Annotated in this window: 26 protein-coding genes and 2 pseudogenes; 3 read left to right on the top strand and 25 right to left on the bottom strand. The window is 37.1% G+C overall.

The annotated features are described in order from the left end of the window. Positions 1 to 287: 287 nt before the first annotated feature. Both zapE and AVJ19_RS11225 read right to left on the bottom strand, forming a co-directional pair. The gene (zapE, locus tag AVJ19_RS11230) at positions 288 to 1,436 is read right to left on the bottom strand and encodes a cell division protein ZapE (protein WP_111859789.1); all 1,149 of its coding nucleotides are present in this window, start codon (positions 1,434 to 1,436) and stop codon (positions 288 to 290) included. A 100-nt stretch (positions 1,437 to 1,536) separates the two neighbouring features. Next, a complete protein-coding gene (locus AVJ19_RS11225) occupies positions 1,537 to 2,547 on the bottom strand; it encodes an AraC family transcriptional regulator (protein ID WP_111859788.1) in 1,011 nt (336 codons plus the stop codon). A gap of 152 nt (positions 2,548 to 2,699) precedes the next feature. On the opposite strand from AVJ19_RS11225, the gene AVJ19_RS11220 reads away from it, so the two are divergent. Together AVJ19_RS11220 and AVJ19_RS11215 are read left to right on the top strand one after the other, a co-directional pair. Beyond that, positions 2,700 to 4,223, top strand: coding sequence for a flavin-containing monooxygenase (locus AVJ19_RS11220; RefSeq protein ID WP_111859787.1), 1,524 nt, complete (start codon positions 2,700 to 2,702; stop codon positions 4,221 to 4,223). A gap of 44 nt (positions 4,224 to 4,267) precedes the next feature. Beyond that, positions 4,268 to 5,176 (top strand): lysine exporter LysO family protein, encoded by a 909-nt coding sequence (locus tag AVJ19_RS11215; RefSeq protein WP_111859786.1) that lies wholly within the window; start codon positions 4,268 to 4,270, stop codon positions 5,174 to 5,176. On the opposite strand, the gene AVJ19_RS22020 is transcribed toward AVJ19_RS11215, so the two are convergent. From AVJ19_RS22020 to AVJ19_RS11145, 14 genes and pseudogenes are all read right to left on the bottom strand, one after another. Further along, positions 5,171 to 5,377, bottom strand: a complete 207-nt coding sequence (locus AVJ19_RS22020; protein ID WP_162626589.1) for a hypothetical protein — start codon at positions 5,375 to 5,377, stop codon at positions 5,171 to 5,173. The genes AVJ19_RS11215 and AVJ19_RS22020 overlap by 6 nt on opposite strands. Positions 5,378 to 5,623: 246 nt before the next feature. Then, entirely contained in the window at positions 5,624 to 6,304 is a 681-nt protein-coding gene (gene pyrF / locus AVJ19_RS11205) for an orotidine-5'-phosphate decarboxylase (protein ID WP_111859784.1), read from the bottom strand. Positions 6,305 to 6,472: 168 nt separating this feature from the next. Continuing rightward, complete coding sequence (locus AVJ19_RS11200; RefSeq protein ID WP_111859783.1) at positions 6,473 to 6,829, bottom strand: lipopolysaccharide assembly protein LapA domain-containing protein; 357 nt, start codon at positions 6,827 to 6,829, stop codon at positions 6,473 to 6,475. 21 nt (positions 6,830 to 6,850) lie between these two features. Further along, the gene (locus tag AVJ19_RS11195; RefSeq protein WP_111859782.1) at positions 6,851 to 7,153 is read right to left on the bottom strand and encodes an integration host factor subunit beta; all 303 of its coding nucleotides are present in this window, start codon (positions 7,151 to 7,153) and stop codon (positions 6,851 to 6,853) included. 159 nt (positions 7,154 to 7,312) lie between these two features. Next, a pseudogene (gene rpsA / locus AVJ19_RS11190) lies at positions 7,313 to 8,988 on the bottom strand (30S ribosomal protein S1). 105 nt (positions 8,989 to 9,093) lie between these two features. Next, a complete protein-coding gene (cmk, locus tag AVJ19_RS11185; RefSeq protein WP_111859781.1) occupies positions 9,094 to 9,786 on the bottom strand; it encodes a (d)CMP kinase in 693 nt (230 codons plus the stop codon). 11 nt (positions 9,787 to 9,797) lie between these two features. Next, a complete protein-coding gene (locus AVJ19_RS11180; protein ID WP_111859780.1) occupies positions 9,798 to 10,229 on the bottom strand; it encodes an SRPBCC family protein in 432 nt (143 codons plus the stop codon). A gap of 56 nt (positions 10,230 to 10,285) precedes the next feature. After that, positions 10,286 to 10,807 (bottom strand): tRNA adenosine(34) deaminase TadA, encoded by a 522-nt coding sequence (gene tadA / locus AVJ19_RS11175; RefSeq protein WP_111859779.1) that lies wholly within the window; start codon positions 10,805 to 10,807, stop codon positions 10,286 to 10,288. Positions 10,808 to 10,815: 8 nt separating this feature from the next. Continuing rightward, complete coding sequence (locus tag AVJ19_RS11170) at positions 10,816 to 11,940, bottom strand: enoyl-CoA hydratase/isomerase family protein (RefSeq protein WP_111859778.1); 1,125 nt, start codon at positions 11,938 to 11,940, stop codon at positions 10,816 to 10,818. Beyond that, positions 11,937 to 12,650 carry a uracil-DNA glycosylase gene (gene ung / locus AVJ19_RS11165; RefSeq protein WP_111859777.1) on the bottom strand — a complete coding sequence of 238 codons (714 nt, stop codon included), beginning with the start codon at positions 12,648 to 12,650 and terminating at the stop codon, positions 11,937 to 11,939. Before ung ends, AVJ19_RS11170 begins: the two co-directional genes overlap by 4 nt. Before the next feature lie 76 nt (positions 12,651 to 12,726). Next, complete coding sequence (locus tag AVJ19_RS11160) at positions 12,727 to 13,323, bottom strand: 6-pyruvoyl trahydropterin synthase family protein (RefSeq protein WP_111859776.1); 597 nt, start codon at positions 13,321 to 13,323, stop codon at positions 12,727 to 12,729. 172 nt (positions 13,324 to 13,495) lie between these two features. Beyond that, positions 13,496 to 14,065 carry a TetR/AcrR family transcriptional regulator gene (locus AVJ19_RS11155; RefSeq protein ID WP_228203352.1) on the bottom strand — a complete coding sequence of 190 codons (570 nt, stop codon included), beginning with the start codon at positions 14,063 to 14,065 and terminating at the stop codon, positions 13,496 to 13,498. 1 nt (position 14,066) lies between these two features. Beyond that, on the bottom strand, positions 14,067 to 14,411 hold the full coding sequence (locus AVJ19_RS11150) for an SMR family transporter (RefSeq protein WP_111859775.1): 345 nt from the start codon (positions 14,409 to 14,411) through the stop codon (positions 14,067 to 14,069). A 262-nt stretch (positions 14,412 to 14,673) separates the two neighbouring features. Beyond that, entirely contained in the window at positions 14,674 to 14,883 is a 210-nt protein-coding gene (locus tag AVJ19_RS11145; protein WP_111859774.1) for a hypothetical protein, read from the bottom strand. Between the two features lie 331 nt (positions 14,884 to 15,214). On the opposite strand from AVJ19_RS11145, the gene AVJ19_RS11140 reads away from it, so the two are divergent. Continuing rightward, positions 15,215 to 15,496: a hypothetical protein gene (locus AVJ19_RS11140; RefSeq protein ID WP_111859773.1), complete on the top strand. Its 282-nt coding sequence runs from the start codon at positions 15,215 to 15,217 to the stop codon at positions 15,494 to 15,496. Positions 15,497 to 15,761: 265 nt separating this feature from the next. On the opposite strand, the gene AVJ19_RS11135 is transcribed toward AVJ19_RS11140, so the two are convergent. From AVJ19_RS11135 to AVJ19_RS11095, 9 genes and pseudogenes are all read right to left on the bottom strand, one after another. Further along, a complete protein-coding gene (locus tag AVJ19_RS11135; RefSeq protein WP_111859772.1) occupies positions 15,762 to 16,193 on the bottom strand; it encodes a hypothetical protein in 432 nt (143 codons plus the stop codon). 259 nt (positions 16,194 to 16,452) lie between these two features. Beyond that, positions 16,453 to 17,400, bottom strand: a complete 948-nt coding sequence (gene gspK / locus AVJ19_RS11130; protein ID WP_111859771.1) for a type II secretion system minor pseudopilin GspK — start codon at positions 17,398 to 17,400, stop codon at positions 16,453 to 16,455. Positions 17,401 to 17,424: 24 nt separating this feature from the next. Further along, positions 17,425 to 18,045 carry a type II secretion system minor pseudopilin GspJ gene (gene gspJ / locus AVJ19_RS11125; RefSeq protein WP_111859770.1) on the bottom strand — a complete coding sequence of 207 codons (621 nt, stop codon included), beginning with the start codon at positions 18,043 to 18,045 and terminating at the stop codon, positions 17,425 to 17,427. A gap of 14 nt (positions 18,046 to 18,059) precedes the next feature. Continuing rightward, positions 18,060 to 18,505 (bottom strand): annotated as a pseudogene (gene gspI, locus AVJ19_RS11120) (type II secretion system minor pseudopilin GspI). A 273-nt stretch (positions 18,506 to 18,778) separates the two neighbouring features. Continuing rightward, a complete protein-coding gene (locus tag AVJ19_RS11115; RefSeq protein WP_111859769.1) occupies positions 18,779 to 19,345 on the bottom strand; it encodes a type II secretion system protein in 567 nt (188 codons plus the stop codon). Positions 19,346 to 19,348: 3 nt separating this feature from the next. Beyond that, positions 19,349 to 19,963, bottom strand: a complete 615-nt coding sequence (locus AVJ19_RS11110) for a TetR/AcrR family transcriptional regulator (RefSeq protein ID WP_111859768.1) — start codon at positions 19,961 to 19,963, stop codon at positions 19,349 to 19,351. Positions 19,964 to 20,011: 48 nt separating this feature from the next. Next, positions 20,012 to 20,785 (bottom strand): TatD family hydrolase, encoded by a 774-nt coding sequence (locus AVJ19_RS11105; protein WP_111859767.1) that lies wholly within the window; start codon positions 20,783 to 20,785, stop codon positions 20,012 to 20,014. Between the two features lie 29 nt (positions 20,786 to 20,814). After that, complete coding sequence (locus AVJ19_RS11100) at positions 20,815 to 21,156, bottom strand: PilZ domain-containing protein (protein WP_111859817.1); 342 nt, start codon at positions 21,154 to 21,156, stop codon at positions 20,815 to 20,817. A gap of 15 nt (positions 21,157 to 21,171) precedes the next feature. Then, the gene (locus AVJ19_RS11095) at positions 21,172 to 22,152 is read right to left on the bottom strand and encodes a DNA polymerase III subunit delta' C-terminal domain-containing protein (RefSeq protein ID WP_111859816.1); all 981 of its coding nucleotides are present in this window, start codon (positions 22,150 to 22,152) and stop codon (positions 21,172 to 21,174) included. Positions 22,153 to 22,156 lie beyond the last annotated feature (4 nt).

Raw genomic sequence — 22,156 nt, 5'->3', positions numbered from 1 at the left:
TTTTAAATTGAATACATACCTGCATCATTCAATTAAATACTGTTTAAGAAGCAAATAACATCAACAATTTGAATACTCTTTCCACAGTGTATAAATTTTTTAAAATGTCGAAATTAGACTTAAGTGCCGAAAAGGTCATTTATTTGATCATTTTAATATCAATATACTTTTTTTCATTCCTGATTAAGCCACGAAAAGCATGTAATGTCGATAAAAGCTTGTGAACAATGTGTTTCATTTTCCCAAAAAAAAAAGCACTCTGACGAGTGCTCATGCATGAAAAAGCATTATTCTACTTGCAATTCTTTACTTTGAATTTGACGATGCTCAGCTTGTAAATATTCATCTGACTGCATTTCCAGCAAACGTGAACGAGTACGCTCAATCTCAAATGCGAGTTTCTCACCCTCATAAATCTCAATAATCGAATCTGCTGAAGTCAGTAATAATTTTACACCTCGATCATAAAACTCATCAACCAAGTAAATAAAACGGCGTGTGCCCTCTGAAAGCAAATCATCTAAATGCGGTACATTACTGACCAAAACCGTATTGTAAATATTGGCAATTTCAATAAAGTCAGATGGACTGCGAGGTTTCATACACAATTCACGGAATTCACACCACAATACATCTTCAGTATGCCCAAGTGTTTCAACTTCACGATTATTGATCGTGATTGAACTTTTAGACACCGTTTGTGATAACACTAACGCATGAAAACGCTCATCCATCCACATTGTATGATCATCATTCAATGGAGATTTAAATAATTGTGCTTGTTTTAATACACGTAAACGATAGTCCACACCTGCATCAACATTTAAAATCACACAATTTTTCTTGACCATTTCAATCGTTGGAATAAAACGATCACGATGGATACCATTTTTATACAAGCCATCTGGTGCAATATTTGAAGTTGCGATCAGTGTAATACCACGGGTAAATAGTTTTTGGAATAAATCACTGAGAATCATCGCATCAGTCACGTTTGATACGAAAAACTCATCAAAACAAATCACCACAGCATCTTTATAAATTTGATCTGCCACCAAGTCCAAGGGATTACGTTGACCTGAAAGCTTATTTAGCTCTTTATGTACATATTGCATAAAATGATGGAAATGCATACGTGTTTTACGGCGAAATGGTACAGATTCATAAAACTGATCCATTAACCATGTTTTACCACGTCCTACACCACCCCACATATATACACCCTTAGGTGACGTTTGACGGCGAAAACGACGAAAGGCTTTTTTAGAAGCTTTATAACGATGAATAAGTTCCTGCCAGACACGATCCAACTCATGCACTGCTTGCGCCTGTGCTTCATCGGGTAGAAACTGCCCAGATGACAAAGCTTGAGCATAACGCTCAGCAGGAGATACGGGTGTAAATGCGGTGCTATGTGCTGATTTCTTGTCTAACATATTACGAATACTTTTAGGGGCTGATGGAAGTATAGCGAAAATTACAACTTGATAAATAAGACTTTGTCATTAATTAATCTTTGCTATACCGAAAAATGTTTTATTTGCCATATTGGCGCGGGCTCTGACCAAACCAACGTTTAAATGCATGATTAAACGCAGCAGGCTCAGAATATCCCAATAATTCAGCAATAACCTCAATTGAATATTCTTTATATTCAATCAAACGCAATGCTTTATGTTTAATTAATTGCTCTCGAATCACTTTATAACTGGTGTTTAATTGTTGCAACTGATGACGCAATGTACGTTCAGGTAAATTTAATGCTTGCGCAGTTTCTGCCATACTTGGAATCACGCCTTGCTGTAATTCCAAATAATCATTAACACGTTGAACGAGTGTAGGAACTTCATTTTTAACCACACTTAAACGTTGAATTTCCTCAATACATTTTACTTCATATACACGATTGGTCATCATATCCGCAGAGGGTATTTTCACTCCCACCACATAGCGATCTAGCCAAAATGCCGCAGCTTTACAACCAAAGTGTAAATTTGCACCATAATAATCCCGAAACTGTTTTAAGGTTTCACTATCTTTTGGTTGAGCAAAAGGCAATTCAATCTTCATATCTGGGGTCGGCAAACCCATCATTTTATAAATATCTTGTAAAAATTTATAGGTTCCTGAAATTTCACATTGCGCACGCAATAATCCCATGTCTGTACTGAGATCGACAGGTTGGTAACTTAAAGCAACTTGTCGTTCATTTTCAAGTATATCCAATACACCATATAAATGTGTTAAACCTTGAAAACGAATGCCATTTTTAATGGCATCACCTACCGTATTACATGTCACCAACAACATTAACAAAGGACCATACCCAGCCAAAGCATAATGCTGCCCAATGAATAAACCTGTTTCTGGCTTTACACCTTGTCCAATGACTTTTTGTATATCCCACTCCAGACTTGGATGGATAATCGAACTAGGGTCAAGTGCATCGGACTGAATACCAATACTTGCAAGACGTTCATCCACATCAATGCCGGCATTACGCATACCTTGAATTAAGTACATCAAACCCAGTATTGATCTCTTCATTATCACTACAATATTTTAGACTGGCTATTTTTTACTATACTCTAAGTGCTTTGAACATTGCCGAAATGATCAATTTTTCTGTTGCTACAATCATGTTCTCATATCACAAATTAAATTAATCTACATAAAATCAAAAAAATTAGGTTTAAAAAATGTGTGCAGCAAACTCTAACCAAGAAACCACCCAAAAAACACAAATTGCTATTATTGGTGCAGGTTTCGGTGGCTTAGCAATGGCGATCCGCTTGCTACAAGCAAATATTCATGACTTTATTATTCTAGAAAAAGCTGATGATGTCGGTGGAACATGGCGTGAAAACCAATATCCTGGCGCAGCCTGTGATGTACAATCGCACATGTATTCTCTGTCATTTGCACCGAAAAAAGACTGGTCAAAACGCTATGCTGAAGCACCTGAAATTTTTGACTACATCCAAGATTTGATCAAAGAATATGATCTAAAAAAATACATTCAATTTAACCAAGAAGTTACTTCTACACGTTACGATGAACAACAATGTCATTGGCATTTAGATTTAAAAAATGGACAAAAAATTGAGGCTCAATTTGTCATTTTTGCATCAGGCCCTTTACATGTACCACAAATTCCAAAAATCAAAGGCATTGAAAAATTCCAAGGTGAGATTTTCCATTCATCTCAATGGAATCATCAATATAACTTAAATGATAAAAATGTTGCATCTATAGGCACAGGTGGCAGTGCCATTCAATATATTCCTGAAATTGCAGCTAAAGTGAAAAATCTCTACGTTTTACAACGTACAGCAGCATGGGTCATTCCACGTGATGAACGTGCATACAATGCTTTAGATAAAAAATTATTTAAACGTTTTGAATGGTTTAGAAAATTACATCGTGCTCGTTTATATTGGTCAAATGAATCACGTGTCGTCCCAATTGTGCAACCACAAATCATGAAGTATGGACAAAAACTCGCTGAAGCATTTATTAAGTTTCAAGTAAAAGATAAAGCCATTGCGAAAGAACTTACCCCTGATTATGTTATGGGCTGTAAACGAATTTTGATTTCGAATAAATATTTTCCAACATTCAACCGTGATAATGTCGAACTCATTACCGATGCGATTCAAGAAGTCACCGAAAATAGCATCATTACCAAAGATGGTAAGGAACGCCCTATTGACTGTTTAATCTATGGTACAGGTTTTATTACCGATCCACGTATTTACCTCAAAGCATTTGAATGCTTCGGCTTAAATGGCATTGAACTCAAAGATGCATGGAAAGATGGCGCAGAAAGCTATTATGGGATTAGTACCAAAAATTTCCCAAATTTATTCCAACTATTGGGGCCAAATACAGTTCTTGGACATAATTCTGTGATTTTCATGATCGAATCACAAGTGCAATATATTTTACAACTCATTCAACTGGTCAACAAAACCAAGACACAAGCAATTGCAATCAAACCTGAAGTTCAAGATGCCTTTAATGAACGTGTACAAGAAAAACTTAAAGGTACTGTTTGGCAATCAGGTTGTGTCAGTTGGTATCAACAAGATGGCGGCAAAAACTTCTCACTTTGGCCAACTTACACATGGAAATTCTGGCTACAAACCCGAACAGTGAACGCCGCTGATTATTTATTGTTAGGTCAAAAACAAGTGTCTAACAAAAGCACACGTACTGCTTAAAACTTACGCTATAATGGGGAAATAATGACTATTTCCCCATTTTTATGCAATCTCTCTGGCTCATTTTCCAACTTTTATTTTGTTTATTTTTAGGTTTTATTCTGGCACGCAGATTACCAACTTGGCTTGAAAAAATTGCCTTTAAAATCTTGCCTTATTTTACCTACATTTTATTGGTGGCGATCGCCATTGAATTTGCACAAACGCTGCACAGCATTGCTCAACCCGCTCAAATTGTCAGTGATGCCATAAGTATTTCCTTTGCTACCTCTATTGGTGCATTCCTCTGCTGCTATGTACTGTTTAAAGCAATTGGTTTTCAACCCACACAGGGAAAAGTTTCAGCAGAACTGCTCATTGGCTCATTACTCAATATCAGTTATGCCTTTATTGCACTGGCTTTAGGTTATGGCTTATCTGAATTATTTGCTTATTTTAACTACCAACTTCATGTCAGTACGTGGTATTTGTTGCTCGTTTTCATGCTACTCATTGGTTTGGACTTGGCTTATTCTCCATTAGACCGTTCTTGGCTAAATTGGAAAATATTACTCGTACCCATCGGTTGTATTATCGGTTCTCTTTTAGGTGCAATTATTTGCTCATTCATCATGACCAACATCAGCTTGAAAGATTTAATTATGTTGTCACAAGGCTATGGTTTTTATTCCATGACAGGGATCGTAGTCACTGAGCTTAGAAATGCTCATCTCGGCAGTATTGCTTTAATTAATGATTTATTTCGTGAAATCTTCGCTATTTTATTTATGTATATGATCGGTTGGCGTTACCCTCGTTCTGCGATTTCTTCAGCAGGTGCAACTGCAATGGATGTGACATTACCTATGGTCAAGCAAGCTTGTGGTAATGAGTTTATTCCCCATGCGATGGTGAGTGGTTTTGTATTATCTGTACTTGCGCCGATTGCTGTAAGTATTTTAGCAGCTTTATAAAACCTTATTCTCAGCCTCAGCTGGAGCATAACCAATATTAATCACTTTATTGTTCTTAATCTCTAGCTGACAAATTGCACTATCGAAACTTGGTTTTTTAGGGAAAACTATGATTTCACTGATCGGCTGATTTCCCTTATTTAAAGAATTAGGAATTTTAAGCATCTTATTTTGGGCAACGATTGCTGAAATCTCATTCACAGATCGACCTAAATGTGACTGAACACAAAACGCTCTCATCGCTCGATTATAAATTTTCTGCTTATATAATTCTTGACATAAAGGCACAATGAATAAAAGTAACAAAAAAATAATAGTCAATGGTTTAATTTTAAACACTCAATATATACCTTATTATTATTTTAATTTATATAAATCAATATTTTTCAATAAGTAGAAAACCTTTGCAAAAGGTTTTCTACTAGATATTATTTACAATAGAACATATTACAATGTCGCCAAAATATCTTTCAAAGTTTGACTTGGATTTTCTGACTGCGTAATCGGACGACCAATCACCAAATGGGTAGAACCATCTAGCATCGCTTGTTTCGGTGTTACAATACGCTTTTGGTCATCTGCATTCGAACCCGCTGGACGAATACCAGGAGTCACTAAAGCAAAATCTTGCCCCAAGTCTTCACGCAACATTTTCGCTTCTTGTGCAGAACATACCACACCATCCAAGCCACTGTCTTTGGTAAGTTTCGCTAAACGCTTAACTTGCTCAAAAGGCTCAATATCCAAACCGATATCGCGTAAATCCTCACGTCCCATTGAGGTCAAAACAGTCACTGCAATCAATTGAGTTTTATAATTCCCAGCTTTTAAACGCTCAACACAGGTTTCCATCATTTTACGACCACCTGAAGCATGCACATTGACCATCCAAACCCCCATGTCACCTGCCGCACATACAGCTTGTGCTGTCGTATTTGGAATATCATGGAATTTTAAATCTAAAAATACTTCAAATTTACGATCATGTAATGCTTTGACAATCGAAGAACCTTCGTGCGTAAATAACTCTTTACCCACTTTAAGACGACAAAGTGATGGATCTAACTGATCAGCGATGGTTAATGCGTCATATTGGCTTTTAGCATCTAAGGCAACAATAATACTCAAGAGAATCTTTCCATCACAATAAGGTGCCTTATTATAAAGATAATCGAGAGGACTACCAAGAATTAATGCGATGCTTGGTGATTATTCGAATCATTATGAGAATAAACAAACAATAAACCCCCAATCTTTCATTATTATCATGATTGGGGGTCTAAAGAATGGCTGTGTTTAGAGTTTTTTATCGTCAGGATAAACATCCATCACGGTTTTTTCATGACGCGCACTTGCAGCCGCTTCAGCCGCTGCCAATTGTGCACTTTGGATTTGCTCTTTCCGTAAATGTTCAATATCTTTACGTAATCGGCGAATTTCCCAATGATTTTGAAATACTCGGAAAATTTGTACACCAATCAACAATCCCAAAACAATCCCAATGGCTAAAGTTAATAATAATAATAAACCCAAACGCATTGCAGGAACTTGTGTAAACCATAGGTCTACAGGCAATTCCGTTCCATTAATTAATACCAGTGCTAGAGAATAAACAAACACTGCAATTAAGAGTAAACCTAAAATAAAGCGCATACACACCCCATTCGAATTTTATTAATTCGCAGACTCGTTTACTGCATCACGTAGTGCTTTACCAGGTTTAAAATGTGGTACTGCTTTCGCAGCCACTTCTACTGATTTACCAGTTTTTGGATTACGACCTACACGTGGCTCACGATGATGTAAAGCAAAGCTACCAAAACCACGAATCTCGATACGATCATCACCAGATAATGATGCAATCATTTGATCGATCATAATCTTCACAGCCTCTTCCACCAATGGCTCAGCCAAATGTGGATTTTTAAGTGCAATTCGTTCTATTAAGTCAGATTTGTTAAGTGCTTCAGTTGTCATCTACGACCTCATTTCATTTTAATGCTATTCGCTTGCTTTAAATAATATCCTTTTTAAATACAAAAAGGTAGCGCAGTGATCGTATACTACGCTACCTTTTACAGTATTTGTATAAAAAGTATTAATTAATTACATTTAATAATACTTTTTTACAGCAACTTAGTGATTCATTTGAGCTTTGATCAAGTCACCAATAGTTTTTGGACCATTGTCTTGAGCAGTAGAAGTTGTTTTCAAGTTAGCAACCGCTTCTTTCTCTTCAGCTTCGTCTTTCGCTTTGATAGACAAGTTAATAGAGCGAGATTTACGATCAACGTTGATGATTTTCGCTTCAACTTCTTGACCAACTTCTAAGAATTTAGTTGCATCTTCAACGCGATCACGGTTGATTTCAGATGCTTTCAAAGAAGCTTCAACTTCATCAGCCAACTTAACAGTAGCGCCTTCGCGTCAACTGCAGTTACTGTACCTTTAACCAACGCACCGCGTTCGTTAGCAGCTAAGAAGTCATTGAATGGATCGCTGTTCAATTGTTTAACGCCAAGGCTGATACGGTTACCTTCTGCATCTACAGACAAGATAACAGCTTCAACTGTGTCGCCTTTCTTGTAACGACGAATCGCTTCTTCGCCTTGTTCGTTCCAAGAAATATCAGACAAGTGAACTAGACCGTCGATACCACCGTTTAAGCCAATGAAGATACCAAAGTCAGTGATCGATTTAATCGTACCAGAAACTTTTTCACCTTTCTCATGTGCTTTAGCAAACTCTTCCCATGGGTTAGCACGAGTTTGTTTGATACCAAGAGAAATACGACGACGTTCTTCATCAACTTCAAGAACCATAACATCAACTTCATCACCAATCTGAACAACTTTAGATGGGTGAATGTTTTTGTTCGTATGATCCATTTCTGAAACGTGTACTAAACCTTCAACGCCTTCAGCGATTTCAGCGAAACAACCGTAGTCAGTTAAGTTAGTTACACGTGCTTTAACGATAGAACCTTTAGGATAACGGTTCATGATCGCTAACCATGGATCTTCACCAAGTTGTTTAAGACCTAGTGATACACGGTTACGTTCTTTGTCAAATTTAAGTACTTTAACAGTAACTTCTTGACCCACTTCAACAACTTCTGAAGGGTGTTTGATACGTTTCCAAGCCATATCAGTGATATGTAGAAGACCATCAATACCACCAAGGTCAACGAATGCACCGTAGTCAGTAAGATTTTTGATTGTACCAGTAACTGTTTGACCTTCTTCCAATTGAGAAAGAAGCGCTTCACGGTCAGCTGAAGATTCAGCTTCCATAACAGCACGACGAGATACAACGACGTTATTACGTTTAGCATCAAGTTTGATTACTTTGAATTCTAACTCTTTGCCTTCAAGGTGAGTCGTGTCACGGATTGGACGAGTGTCTACCAAAGAACCTGGTAAGAACGCACGAACTGGACCGATGTCAACAGTGAAACCGCCTTTAACCTTACCAGAGATAACACCAGTAACGATTTCGCCGTCTTCAAAGATTTTTTCAAGTTTAGTCCAAGTTTCAGCACGTTTCGCTTTTTCACGTGATAAAACTGTTTGACCCATACCGTTGTCAAGCGCTTCAACAACAACATCTACAGTATCGCCAACTTGAACTTCAAGTTCACGTTGTTCGTTTAAGAATTCAGCACGAGATACAACGCCTTCAGATTTAAGGCCAGTATCAACAGTTACCCAATCAGAATCGATACTAACAACGATACCTTGGATGACTGCACCCTTTTCAACGTTGAGGTTTAATTCGCTTTCTTCAAAGAGGGCTGCAAAAGATTCGGTCATGATATACCTAGAAAAGTCAGCGGTCTTGGATCAGACAAGGCCGGTTTAGTTAAGTCTCCACATAGTCCGTATAAAACTGATCAAGCTATGCTTCCACTGAATTTGTTATTTTGCTAACTGAGCATCGATAAAATCAGTCATCAATTTGAATACCTCATCGATATTTAATTTAGAACTATCAATAATATATGCATCTTGAGCTGGCTTCAATGGAGCGACTGTGCGTTCCATATCACGCTTATCACGTGCCTGTATGTTCGCTAAAATGTCGCTTATTTTAACATCCAAGCCCATTGCCTGCAACTGTTTTACACGACGCTCTGCTCGTGACTCTGCTGATGCAGTCAAGTAAATTTTTGCTTGTGCCTCTGGAAAAATCGAAGTTGCCATATCTCGACCATCTGCAACCAAACCAGGTGTTTGCGCAAATGCACGTTGACGTGCAAAAAGTGCAGCTCTAAGTACAGGAATCGCAGCCACTTTTGAAGCAAATTCACCAATACGTTCTGTACGAATGGTTTCCGTGACATTTTCATCATCCAACAAGATTTGTGTTGCTGAATTTTCCTCAGTCACAAATTTGATGTCTAAATTGGTTGCAATTTTTTCACATTGTTTCAAAACATCTGCATCGTCCAACACATCAAGCAGATTTTTTTTATGTAACGACAATCCAAGTAAACGATAGATCGCGCCTGAATCTAGTAAATGAAACTGATAATGCGCTGCTAATTTTGCTGCGAGTGTACCTTTACCTGAACCACTTGGCCCATCAATCGTAATAATTTGAATTGTCATTGTGTTTCCAATTAAACAGACTTTGCTAATTTCTTAAAGCCCAGTGTAATGGCTAGTTTAAGCTGTGCAAGTATTAATTTACTTACAAATGGTGCACGTGCTTGTAATTCGATCGTATAATCGACACGAGTTTTATTTGCAGCAAGCTCAGTAAACTCAATAATTCCAATATGGTGTTTGATTAAAGGATTCTTAATCAATTTATACTCAATGCGTTTATTCACATCTAATAAAGTAATTTGTTCTTGAATCGGCTTAATGGGACCCAAACCCATACGGCGAATCGACCCCAAACCATCTGGACGTTCTGGATCAGCTGCATCTTTTACACGTACCACCTGAATTGGAGCAAAGGCAACATTATAAGTGGCATGTTTTGATAGTAAATCAAAGACTTGATCAATCGGTGCATTAAACTCTTGTTTTACTTGAATTGAATTCATTTTTATTTCCTTTATCTAAATGACAATACACATTGTCAAAGTTTAATTATTCTAACTTACTTTATTTGATCTTTTAATGACTTTTCGTGTAACCGTTGCTGCTTTTTTTGCTCACGGCGCATTTTAAAAAACTCAGAAAGCTGTTGTGAACATTGTTCTTGCATACAACCGCCTTCAAATTCAAAAATATGATTGTAATAACCATGCTCTAAAAGTTGCCGACTGCTGACCAAAGATCCAGATTTTGGCTCTGTCGCAGCAAAAACTACACGTTTAACTCGAGCATGAATCAATGCCCCCACACACATCGTACAAGGCTCTAAGGTCACGTACAAAGTTGCATCTTCAGGTAAGCGATAATTTTCAATGCTCAAACAGGCATGGCGAATAGCCTGAATCTCCGCATGTGCAGTTGGATCATGTGCAGAAATTGGCGTATTGTAGCCCTGCCCAATGATTGTATTTTGACTCACAAGCACTGCACCTACAGGAATCTCTCCTTGTAAAGCAGCAGATGCAGCTTGCTCAAAAGCCTGCTGCATCCAATACTCATCTTGTGTTTTTTGTGTTTCAGACATTGATCTATTTAAACAATCACATCATAGTGACGAAGCAATGCATTCCAACTTTCAATATTGCTAGTTGGCGGATCACTTGCAAGAATACCTTTCAATGTCATTGATTCAACTTCTTGCCATTCCGGTGATAAATCTTTATCGACCAAGCGTGCACGAACACCCTCTACAAAGTCAGGATGGCGAATTTTCCAGTCAGAAATTTGTGCTTCTAACTCAAAAACTTCACTCCAAGGATGAACTTGACGTCCCCATTGCCATAATAACCATGTAATTGCTGCAGTACTTGGTGAGCCTTTTTGCAAATTTTCACTGGCTTGACGCAACCAATCACTACGTGCTTCACTCAAACCAATAATCGCTTCATAATCTTGTTGAAAATTCACACCACGACAAACACTATGAATTACATCAAGTGAATTCTGTAAAGGTCCCGGTGAAACTGGGCGATGTAAACTATTTAAAGTATCATCCAATGCACGGAAATCCCCTGCTGGATAATGATCCCAATCAATATCAATCAGCTTTTGCAATACCACATCACGCTGCGCATCACAGATATGAGTTGCCCAACCGATCCCATAACCGCCAGCGGCAGTCATAATCGAACCTGTTAAACCTGTAAATAAGCCTACTGGTCCACGATCTGCAAGGAAGCGTGTCGCCCCAACATCAGGATACAAACCGATATTTACCTCAGGCATTGCTAAACGTGAGTATGGTGTCACTAAGCGAAAAGGTGCAGCCATAAATAAGCCTAGACCACCACCCATCACATAACCTTCACCCCAAACCACAATTGGTTTAGCATAATCATGTAACAACAAATCTAAAGCATATTCTGTTTTAAAGAATTGATTGGCTGTATCTACTTCATTATTGATGACCAGTTGACGCAATTTACGAACATCACCACCCGCACAAAACGCTTTTGGTGTGGTTGAATCCAACCAAATCGCTCTAACTTGATCATCTTTATGAAAATCTTCAAATAATTTCAATAACGCTGCAACAATGGACTCATCCAAAGCATGCAGAGATTTTGGACGATTTAATCGAATAACACGCCAACCATTGGCTGCTTCCTCAATGATTAAATCAGGATGATAAAGATTACTTTCGGGAGAATTTGTCATGCGTCCAGCTGCCAGTCTATTGGCTCAATGCCATTTTGTTTCAGATAATTATTTGCCTTGGAAAATGCCTTACAGCCAAAAAAACCACCACGATTAGCTGCCAAAGGTGAGGGATGCGCAGCTTTTAATACCAGATGTTTTTCTTGATCTATACGTTGTCCTTTACGTTGTGCATAAGCGCCCCACAAAATGAATACTACATGCGTACACTGCTCATTAATCACATCAATCACAGTATCAGTAAATGCTTCCCAACCTTGTTTTTGATGTGAAGTTGGCTGTCCAGCTTCAACAGTCAATACACTATTGAGTAACAATACCCCTTGCTCTGCCCATCGTGTTAAATCACCATGTTTTGATGCAGCAATTCCAAGGTCATTATTCAATTCATGGAAGATATTACGCAAAGATGGAGGTAATGCAACCCCCTTTTGTACCGAAAAACTCAAACCATGTGCTTGATTTGGACCATGATAAGGATCTTGTCCCAAAATCACCACTTTCACATGATGTAAAGGAGTAGTATTTAATGCATTAAAAATTAAGGAATTATCAGGATAAATTTGCTTATTTTCAGCAAATTGTGATTTTAAAAATGCACGTAAATGATCCATTTTTGGACCCACTAAAAACTCAGCTAAACCTGCTTTCCAACTTTCATCCAAGCGCACTTGGTTTAATTTTGCTTGCTCTTGTTCAGTGAATTGCACTGTGTTCCATCCTTCATTTACTCTCAGCCCTAAAGCTAATCCATCTTAAATCTAAATCATTTCTATGTATGAAAAATTACAATTTCACTTGCAAGTCCACTGTAGGATTTTGAAACTTTAAACCTTTTTTCAAATTTTCATACATTTCTGGATCATGCCATTCTGCTTGAACCTGTTCTGAAAAAATAATTTGATCCAAACTCAAAATGCCCATTTGCTCATTTTCAATATCTTCAATAAAGCTTTGTGCATATCCCGTATCCGTTTCATGCACAATCACTGAATAAACTTCCACATCACCCTCACCATTTTCAGTAATGGTTGACAGGAGAACCTGCTGTGCTAAAAAGAAGAAAATACGTGAAAACTGTTCTGCCGAAGGTGAAACGGGTAAAGCCACCCAACGTGCACTAAAGGTTTTGCAGGCTTGAATATACTCAGCACTATCATGTTGCCAAAAGCAAATTGCATGATCAAAACTATCAAAAATGTCTTTGATCACACCTTTGAGTAGCCCAAAATCATAGACCATTTGACCATGATCAAGCTTCGAAGCTTTAAGCAATAATTCTACTTTATAACTGTGTCCATGAATCGAGCGTTTACAACGATCCGAGGTACAATTACGCACGATATGTGCATTTTCAAATTTAAATAACTTACGAATTAACATAGGTCAAATTTTACAAAAAAATAGTGAAGAAATTTGATTATAAAGCAAAACACTGACGCTGAGGATTAATTTTAACGTTCATCGCAATAAGCAAAAGGTATAAACAAAAAATCACCAGATTCACAGCCTGCTCTCATCCATTTTATCAGCATATTTTAAAATTACATGAATCTTAATATTTTAAGAAAGTTCTTTGAATCAACTCATTTTTAATTTCGATTAATTTTTGCTGATTTTCAGGATTAAATCCTTCCATTAACCATGCACCATCCGCAGCATAACGTAATAATTGCAAATTCATATCCTGATCAGTCACCTGATGTCGAGCCAAACGTTGTGCTAACCACTGATTCCATTCTGCACAAAAAGCCTGATCTGAAATAAATGTCAGACATAATGCTGACCACAATGAACCAATCCCAAAATTTTCACTGGTTAATGTCAGCTCAATATAAGCACGTGTAAAACAACCATATTCAATCGCGTGTGTTGCTAGATATTTTTCAACTTCATCATCCAAAGTCTGCATTGCACTGCAAATCATTGCCGCAATTAAGCTCTGTTTATTAGGAAAATGATGAAATACACCACCTTTTGTGACATTTGATAAATCTGCAACTGCTTGAATAGATACACCTTTCACACCACTTTCTGCGGCAAGTTGCATGGTATTTTGTAAAATAAGCTGTCGAACTTTTTCAGGCTGTTTTTTGCGTTGATGTGCATTATGGATCTGAGTCAAATTAGTGCCCTGCAGTTGTCGAAAACAAATTAATCACGATTACACCTGAAATAATCAAAGCAATGCCAATCATTGCTGCAAGATCAAGGCTTTGCTTGAATACAATAAAACCTAAAAATGCAGTCAGCACAATCCCTACCCCCGCCCAAATCGCATAGGTAATACCAAGAGGAATAACTTTTACCACTTGTGAAAGTAAGTAAAAAGCAATGCTATATAACACTAAGACCGCTAAAGATGGTACTAATTTGGTAAAACCTGCTGATTTTACAATAAATGTTGAGCCAATCACTTCAGATACGATGGCAAAAGCCAATAATATATAGGCTTGTATTAAAGGAGTCATCTATTTATCCTCTACTCTATCAATTTAGCAAAATAAACATACCAACTGGTTGGTATTTTATATAAAAAATTAAAATCATGCCAATTAAAAGTAAGTTTTTTGTGAATCAAGCAATTTATACTGAATGCAATGATCTAGAGATCTTTTTGAAATAGAGCATATTTTTTAGACAATTTGATGAAAAATTCATCACTTGCTCTATTGAAAATGAATTCCTTTTCCTTTAATTTTCCTTTAAATCACTGTTTTTTAATTCATTCTATTAAGCGATTTGTTGATTCAGCTTTTGCAGAAATGCATCTGCATCCACCTTATTTTGGAACTGCTTATGATAAGTCCCAGATGCTTTGTAACTATTAGGTGTGTAATCAATATCAATAGAAAAATACTGATTAATCATGTTTTTAGAAACACGTATTGCAATAATATGTACCGAGTTTAAGTAAAAACCATCTTCGATTTTAACTAACATAGTGTGACCTCAAACTATTTACTTAGGGGAGAAATAACAAAAAAGCCCATCATTTGATGAGCTTATTGTTTAAATAATTTAAAGTGAATTTTACCCTAATTTAACCATTTTTTAAATTTTTTGAACATTTTTTATGTAACAGCCTCAATAGCCCTATTGTAATCAGAATGTAAAATAATAACGTTCAGCAACCAAATGCCCAAACCCTATAGAAAATTGTCAGACACTTTCCTAATTTATCAAAAAATTTAATGTTAGAGTGAAAATACAGTGATATTCATCACATTTTAGATAAAAGATATTTTTAATGTCTTTTATGGAGGCTGTTCTGATGAACTATTTAATTATTTTAAACTCAATCTATCCTGATCATTTTGATGAAGTTCATAAAACCATTGAAGATTATGATCATGCAATTCGTGTCAATCAAAATACATGGCTGATCAATACTAAATATGATGCTGCGATTATTCGTCAACATTTAACCAACATTATGAGTATGCATGATTCACTGTTGATCTTCCAACTTAATGAAACTTTTTCTATTGCAAATCAACTCGATGTAAGTGATTGGCTCGAAGATATGCAACAACATCAGCTCATACTCGCTTAAACACCTTAAAAAACCTCCCTCTAGAGTAATGCTGATCAGTTAAGCAAAATTATTTGAAAAATTCCTACCCCCTAACCCTGAACCATATATGGTACAAGGAAAAAGAGGGAAACTTCTTGTAACTAAAATAATTTTTAGTAATCTTGCATAGCTGAGCTACTCATCCCTCCTTTGGAAAAGGTGAGGAACATGTTCCGCAAGGGGAGGATTCAAAAATCCTTAACTGACTGGCATTATCCCTCTAGAGGTTTTTTATTTTAGTCTTTCATTTACTTAACTTGACCTGATAACCGCACTGCGTATCACTACATCCTGCATCAGTGATCACTGTCCCATCATCTTGTGATAAATAATCCAATGTTCCACCGTCAGTAATTGCACGATAAAGACTGTTCCATTCTTCACCCAATAATGTTTGAGTCACTGTTTGGGCTTGAGTCACAACCTCTGATTTTTCATCAGGTGATTGTTTAAATGTCCAACTAACATCAATAAAATCAGAGGCTAGACCGATGACAAGGCTATTTTTTGCTTTGTCCTGATAGTGATAATTGGTCACAATCTCAGATTCTTTTTCGGTTTTTTGTAAGGGTAATGTGATTTTCTTGAGAACTTGATCAATATCTTTCGGGACTTGTGCAACTGCGAAACCACTTAAACTTGATAGCAGCGTAAAAGCTAAAGCGATTTTGGTCATTTTGTTATACATATCGTGTGACTCAGATTTTTATTCAATGTTGGTCAATGTATCAAAAACCATTTTGCTTACCTAGATCGCTTTACACTTTTACATAATGAAAGTCATTCATCCCCATACAGCATCAAACTCCTTTCATCATCAAGACGTAAAAGCATATTTTGTTGATTTTTTGGAATAATAAAAACGGATCGAGCATCATTCAACCGAATCATTTTCATTCAATATCATCAGTATGCTTTTTGGAGTACCATTAATTTTAAAACGGTGCCAAACTACGCACATAAACTGTAACTTTATTATTTTTACGCATCAAATAACTGCTCATTTGGCGATTTCGATTGTTCAATGCTACATCTATTTCCGCTTTGAAATAATTACTTTTTACATCAAAAACTTTTTCTGCAATGGCTTTATTTGCAGGTTCGATACTTTTAAACAGATCAGCCCCTAATAAATCGTGCACATTATTAAAATTTTCCATTTTTTCTAGTTTTTGCTTTTGCAAAGTTGCCACTTGTGCCACATCAAGTTTTGGATCAATTGCAGCTAAAACCAAAGCAGGTGCTGTATTAATATTAATTTTACTGGAAATATCAGGTAATGCAGACACATATTGCTGAATTAAATCGTATTTTTCACCCTCAAAACCTCGTACCAATTTCAATTCTTCCACACTAAAAAAGGGACGATTTGCCGCAGAGTATGGCGGCTGTAACCCATTGTAATAACTACTTTCTGCACCCATCGCACCGATTGGTATATCATCTTGATCTTGCCAATCAATCACCGCTTGACTAATCTCAGCAGGCAAGCCGACACGTACCAAAATCCGTTCAAAATAGGCTTTATTTTCCTCATTCACTTTCCCATCCGAATTAAACAGACTGTTCAAATTAAATTTTCCAGACTCATCTTTCAATGTACCTGAAATAAATCCTCCCTCCACAGGAAAAGCGGGCATTGGTTTTGCCCAGACTTCTTGTAGATTGTCTGTATTCGGGCTGTTTTGCGCATCTTGAATCAACAATTCTGAGAAGAAAGCTTCAGCACTTTTAGCATAACTCAATGCTTGATTTTGTCGCATCAAGACCGCAGTATTCTCATTGGTCGCATACTGACGTTTAGCAATACTTGCAGCAAGAATGGTTGCCAAGGCTACCATCACTAAGATTGTAATTAATGCGATCCCTTTTTGCTGTTTCATAAATTTAATGACCTATTATTTTTCTTATGGCTTCTCTTCAACACGTAAAAAATCCGTATTTAATACACTAAAAATCCATTCATATTCAACATCACGAATCATGACTTTGATTTTAATACCACGGGGCAATTGACGTTCATTAAATGCATTTTCATCAGGCCAACGCTCTCCCTCATTTGGATTCAGCGCAGTCACTTGATATTGATCTACATCATTGAGCAATACACTGGATAAAGGCTGTGCCGCAGCAGATAGATTTAAGTTGCTATATTTTAAACGATACAACTTTTTATCTTGAGCATTATAAACGTATTCAACCCGTTCAAAACTGGCAATTCCTTGTTTTAAAGGATCGGTCATACCTGTTTTACTAAAACTTAATTTCTGATTATCCAGTTGCAAAGCAGGTAAAATTTGTTGTCCCATACTTCCCGTTACTGGAATGATTTGCACAGTATCACGTTGTATTTGTTGATATGCCTCTTGTAATTGTCCTAAGTTTTGCTCATGCATCGCATTACGATCTTTCACTTTACTTAGATAATCAAAAATCTTCCAACCCAATGCTGCCAATACCGCAAAGATCGCAATTGCAACCATGAGTTCGATCAGCGTAAATCCTCGTACTGTACGCTTATAGGACATAACTACAACTCACACTAGGATTGAACATTTTTTTGTGGATAATTAAAAAACACGACATTGGTAATGCCTGCTTCCACTTTATTACTTTCTGGATTATACAAACTGATCTGAATATCTATTTTTTTAATCTCTGGACTAATCGTGCTTTCAGCTTTTTTGTCTACCTGCCACGTTCACCTTGTGAAGTAATTTGCTCAGACTGCGTTCCTGTCAACTGTTCCTGATTAATTTCCATCAATGCAACTTGGTTTTGTGCCACAAATTGCGCTTTGGTTCTTAAAATCGAATTTGCGGTAGACTGAGTATATTGCATCGCCACTTTGGTCAGTGCCATCGCTGCTACCGCAAAAATCGCCAATGCCACCACAACCTCGATCAAGGTAAATCCTGAGACACGATTCAATCGAGCACTGCTCGATCGTGTCGCAAGTCCGAAAACTGCGTTTGAGGAACGAGGGATAGCAAAGTAACACTTTGCCCGAGCGCAAGATGAGAAACTTTGTTTCGAATGTTTAAATGTGTTTTTAGAAGGCTCAATTCGTCCGAAAACTGCGTTTGAGAACGAGGGATAGCAAAGTAACTCTTTGCCCGAGCGCAAGATGAGAAACTATGCTTCGAGTAATTCACATTGCTATTCGATCCCGTCGTCAGATCAAAAATTCTGTTTGAGGATAAAGAATAAATAGAACAATACTTTGTCCAAGGATACGATGAGGATATGTATCTCGTGTCTTTACTCTTCATCTGTGACTTTCCCCAAATAATCCAAATCAATCAAAGCACCAATCGGCTTTTGATCATAATACATTTGAATTTTGACAGGTTTTGCCTCGCCATTGCCAAACCAAATCAATTTAGGAGCATTATTTCCCAATAAATCAGTATTATTGGCATTCACAAAACGGTGTTCTTGGCTTTGCACAGTAAATGACACACGTTCAGGTAAACTGCGTAGATCAAAGCTTTGTACTTCTTTCCACGGTTTTTCTTCAATTAGCCTTAAACTTTTGTCAGCATTTTCAGTAAAAGGCTGATATTGCACAAGCTTATAGCGAAATGGCGCAACATCTGTGGCAGGCAAAATATCAAGTGCATAGACACGTGCTTGATCATTGGCATCACGATTTATTTTCTTTAAATCAAGCAATAAAAACTCACGTGCTTGCAAAGCTTTACGATGATCCACACCACCAATGTTCAGCACCACCAGAGATGCCATAATGCTTACGATCACAATCACCACCATCAATTCAATCAAGGTAAAACCTTTTTGTAGAATAAATAGTGATGGCTTATTCATGACTTAGCTAAACTCACCAACAGATTGCGCATGCTTCGGCATCAGTAATGCTTGATCAATCAATGCCACACGCAAGGTATCTCTTGAGCCTAAATAGCGTTGATAAAAACTTGAATTGAGAATGGCTGCACCACCATGTGTGATTGACCAAATCGAAGCTAAATAATCACGTCCTGACATTTGACTTTCGATATCTGCTAAATATTGATCCGTCATACGAATGATAATACGTAAACGTTGTTTACGGACTTGATATAGTTCATGAAATAAATGATGAATCCCTTGCCCTGTAGTCGATAAACGCTCTTCAATCTGATGAAATAACACAGTACGTTCAGGATGATGCAAATGATGTAACATAAAAAACGCCAAATGTTCAGGAAATTCTTTCTCTGTATCTTTGATCATTTCCAATAACATGCGCTCATTACGAATAATCAGCAACATATACAATTCATCTTTACTCTGAAAATGTTTATAGAGTGTCCCTTTTGCGAGATCTAATTCGGCTGCCAAAGCATCAAGCGTCATGCCTGATTCACCATTTTCTAACAATAACTGTTCAGCCACCTGAAAAATTAATGCTTCTCTTGCTCTAAACTGAGCCTGACGATCCATCTTCACTCGATAAACTCTCTTCTTAATCTTATATCTACGGCATTAAATTTAATTTTGTCTGAGCAAATTTTCAAAATTTTGTGATGTGATTAATCCGATTTCCTCAGGTGTTTTATCATATACATCACTTAAGGCTTTGGCTACATAGGGAACGTATTTTGGCTCATTGGTTTTACCACGATACGGCATGGGTGCGAGATATGGACTGTCCGTTTCAATTAAAATTCGATCTAATGGAACTTGTTTGGCAACATCACGAAGGTCTTGCGCATTTTTAAATGACACAATACCTGAAAATGAGATGTAATAACCACAATCTAGCACTGCTTTAGCTGTTTCCCAATCTTCAGTAAAACAATGCAAAATACCGTGTGTAGATTTTTCAGCACGAATAATCTCTACAGTGTCATGTTTTGCAGAACGAGTATGTACCACCACAGGTTTTTTCATGATTTGTGAAGCATGAATATGTCGTGCAAAACATTCTTTTTGTTCAGGAATAAATTCTGTGCTGTGAAAATAATCCAATCCTGTTTCACCCAACGCCCAAACATTGCTAGGCTGTGCCAATTCAACCAGTTTTTCCACTGTAGCACGTTGCATAGTGGCAACATCTTCACATGGATGCACCCCCACACTATAGCCAACATCAGCATGACGTGCAGCAATCGCAGATAATGCAATATGATCATCCAAATCTACAGAAATTCCCATAAATTTGGACACACCACCATCACGTGCTTGTTGTAGTGCTGCATCCAAATCTCCCGCATAAGGCGTAAGATCTAATAACGTTAAATGGCAATGAGTATCAACAAACACGATTTTTCCTATATTTCAATCTAGGCTGTTTACATGGTAAAGCTATTACGGTCAGACGCTTTCACCCCTGCCAATAATCTTTCTGCTTCACTTTTATAATACATCCCTTTTTCACCACTAAGTTGGATCGCAAAACCTTGAGGCTTTTTACCTGACTGTTTTGGTGAAATCCAAATGACTTTTCCTGTTAATGGAATCTTTTGTGACTGTTCAGGCAAAGTTGCTAACAAGAAAACCTCCTCACCCATTTTCACAGCTTGATTTGATGGTACAAACAAACCACCACCTTGCACAAAAGACATATAACTTGCTTGTAAAGTTGCACGATCTGCAATAACAAGCTGCAATAAACCGCCCATACGTGGTTGCATCATTATTTCCCCAAATTATGAAACATTCATTAATTGTATAGAAAGTTGATCAATAATTAGATTGGTTTGCACGTTTTGATCAACTTTTCTTTTTGACTGCTGCAAACCTTCATAGACTGAAAATAATACCTCTAAAGCATACTGTTCTGCGAGTAGATTTAAGGTCAAATCGGTATTTTTAATGCTTTGTTGTAATTTTATAGCAATCACATCACCGATTAAATATTCAAACATTTCAATAAAATCTTGAAAATTGAGTTCTTTATTCCACTTGGTCGCAAATTGCATTGGCATACTTTTCTGTATCACTAATTTTTGCCAATCTTGCACAAACTCAGAACGGCGATTTAACCATTCTTTTTCTGCCAACTTCATCGCTTGTAACGGCATTTGATTGGACAAATTCATGAGCAACTGAATTTGCTGTGTAGAGGCTGTCGTTAAATGTTGTTGTAAATAACCATGTGCTTGTTCAGATGAAATACGATCCAAAGCAAAATGTTGTAAACGACTACGAATGGTGGCTGGTAATTTTAAATAATGATCTGCCAATAAAATAATGACCACCTTTTCGCCTGGCTCTTCTAAGGTTTTCAGTAAAGCATTAGCTGAAGCAATATTTAAGGCTTCTGCTGGTTCTATTACGATCACCCGCCAACCGTCTACTGTTTGCTGCACAAAAGGTAAAAGTTCACGAATTTTTTCGATTTTAATTTTAGCATTTTGCTTTTTGTTGTCTTCATCGGTACTGATATGCACATAATTTGGATGAGTATCTGATTTCAACCACAAACAACTACTACACTCACCACAAGCTGCATCAGCACGTTTATTTAGGCACAATACCCATGACAAAAAATGCTGTGCAAATGCATGTTTACCACAACCCTTTTTACCATAAAATAATAAACCATGCCCAAGCTGTGGAAAACGCCCTGTTAAGGTTTTCCACACTTGTTCTTGCCACGGATAAACTTGATCATTGGATGAATTCATACTC

Origin of the sequence: Acinetobacter sp. CFCC 10889 (genome assembly GCF_003268395.1) — a bacterium.
Lineage (GTDB): Bacteria > Pseudomonadota > Gammaproteobacteria > Pseudomonadales > Moraxellaceae > Acinetobacter.
This window is presented reverse-complemented; position numbering and strand designations above follow the sequence as displayed.

What these genes read in the sequence shown, in the direction of transcription:
- zapE (WP_111859789.1), bottom strand. Translation starts at nt 1,436, where the DNA reads ATGTTAGACAAGAAATCAGCACATAGCACCGCATTTACACCCGTATCT.
- AVJ19_RS11225 (WP_111859788.1), bottom strand. Translation starts at nt 2,547, where the DNA reads ATGAAGAGATCAATACTGGGTTTGATGTACTTAATTCAAGGTATGCGT.
- AVJ19_RS11220 (WP_111859787.1), top strand. Translation starts at nt 2,700, where the DNA reads ATGTGTGCAGCAAACTCTAACCAAGAAACCACCCAAAAAACACAAATT.
- AVJ19_RS11215 (WP_111859786.1), top strand. Translation starts at nt 4,268, where the DNA reads ATGCAATCTCTCTGGCTCATTTTCCAACTTTTATTTTGTTTATTTTTA.
- AVJ19_RS11200 (WP_111859783.1), bottom strand. Translation starts at nt 6,829, where the DNA reads ATGCGCTTTATTTTAGGTTTACTCTTAATTGCAGTGTTTGTTTATTCT.
- AVJ19_RS11195 (WP_111859782.1), bottom strand. Translation starts at nt 7,153, where the DNA reads ATGACAACTGAAGCACTTAACAAATCTGACTTAATAGAACGAATTGCA.
- cmk (WP_111859781.1), bottom strand. Translation starts at nt 9,786, where the DNA reads ATGACAATTCAAATTATTACGATTGATGGGCCAAGTGGTTCAGGTAAA.
- AVJ19_RS11180 (WP_111859780.1), bottom strand. Translation starts at nt 10,229, where the DNA reads ATGAATTCAATTCAAGTAAAACAAGAGTTTAATGCACCGATTGATCAA.
- tadA (WP_111859779.1), bottom strand. Translation starts at nt 10,807, where the DNA reads ATGTCTGAAACACAAAAAACACAAGATGAGTATTGGATGCAGCAGGCT.
- AVJ19_RS11170 (WP_111859778.1), bottom strand. Translation starts at nt 11,940, where the DNA reads ATGACAAATTCTCCCGAAAGTAATCTTTATCATCCTGATTTAATCATT.
- AVJ19_RS11160 (WP_111859776.1), bottom strand. Translation starts at nt 13,323, where the DNA reads ATGTTAATTCGTAAGTTATTTAAATTTGAAAATGCACATATCGTGCGT.
- AVJ19_RS11150 (WP_111859775.1), bottom strand. Translation starts at nt 14,411, where the DNA reads ATGACTCCTTTAATACAAGCCTATATATTATTGGCTTTTGCCATCGTA.
- AVJ19_RS11145 (WP_111859774.1), bottom strand. Translation starts at nt 14,883, where the DNA reads ATGTTAGTTAAAATCGAAGATGGTTTTTACTTAAACTCGGTACATATT.
- AVJ19_RS11140 (WP_111859773.1), top strand. Translation starts at nt 15,215, where the DNA reads ATGAACTATTTAATTATTTTAAACTCAATCTATCCTGATCATTTTGAT.
- AVJ19_RS11135 (WP_111859772.1), bottom strand. Translation starts at nt 16,193, where the DNA reads ATGACCAAAATCGCTTTAGCTTTTACGCTGCTATCAAGTTTAAGTGGT.
- gspK (WP_111859771.1), bottom strand. Translation starts at nt 17,400, where the DNA reads ATGAAACAGCAAAAAGGGATCGCATTAATTACAATCTTAGTGATGGTA.
- gspJ (WP_111859770.1), bottom strand. Translation starts at nt 18,045, where the DNA reads ATGTCCTATAAGCGTACAGTACGAGGATTTACGCTGATCGAACTCATG.
- AVJ19_RS11115 (WP_111859769.1), bottom strand. Translation starts at nt 19,345, where the DNA reads ATGAATAAGCCATCACTATTTATTCTACAAAAAGGTTTTACCTTGATT.
- AVJ19_RS11110 (WP_111859768.1), bottom strand. Translation starts at nt 19,963, where the DNA reads ATGGATCGTCAGGCTCAGTTTAGAGCAAGAGAAGCATTAATTTTTCAG.
- AVJ19_RS11100 (WP_111859817.1), bottom strand. Translation starts at nt 21,156, where the DNA reads ATGCAACCACGTATGGGCGGTTTATTGCAGCTTGTTATTGCAGATCGT.
- AVJ19_RS11095 (WP_111859816.1), bottom strand. Translation starts at nt 22,152, where the DNA reads ATGAATTCATCCAATGATCAAGTTTATCCGTGGCAAGAACAAGTGTGG.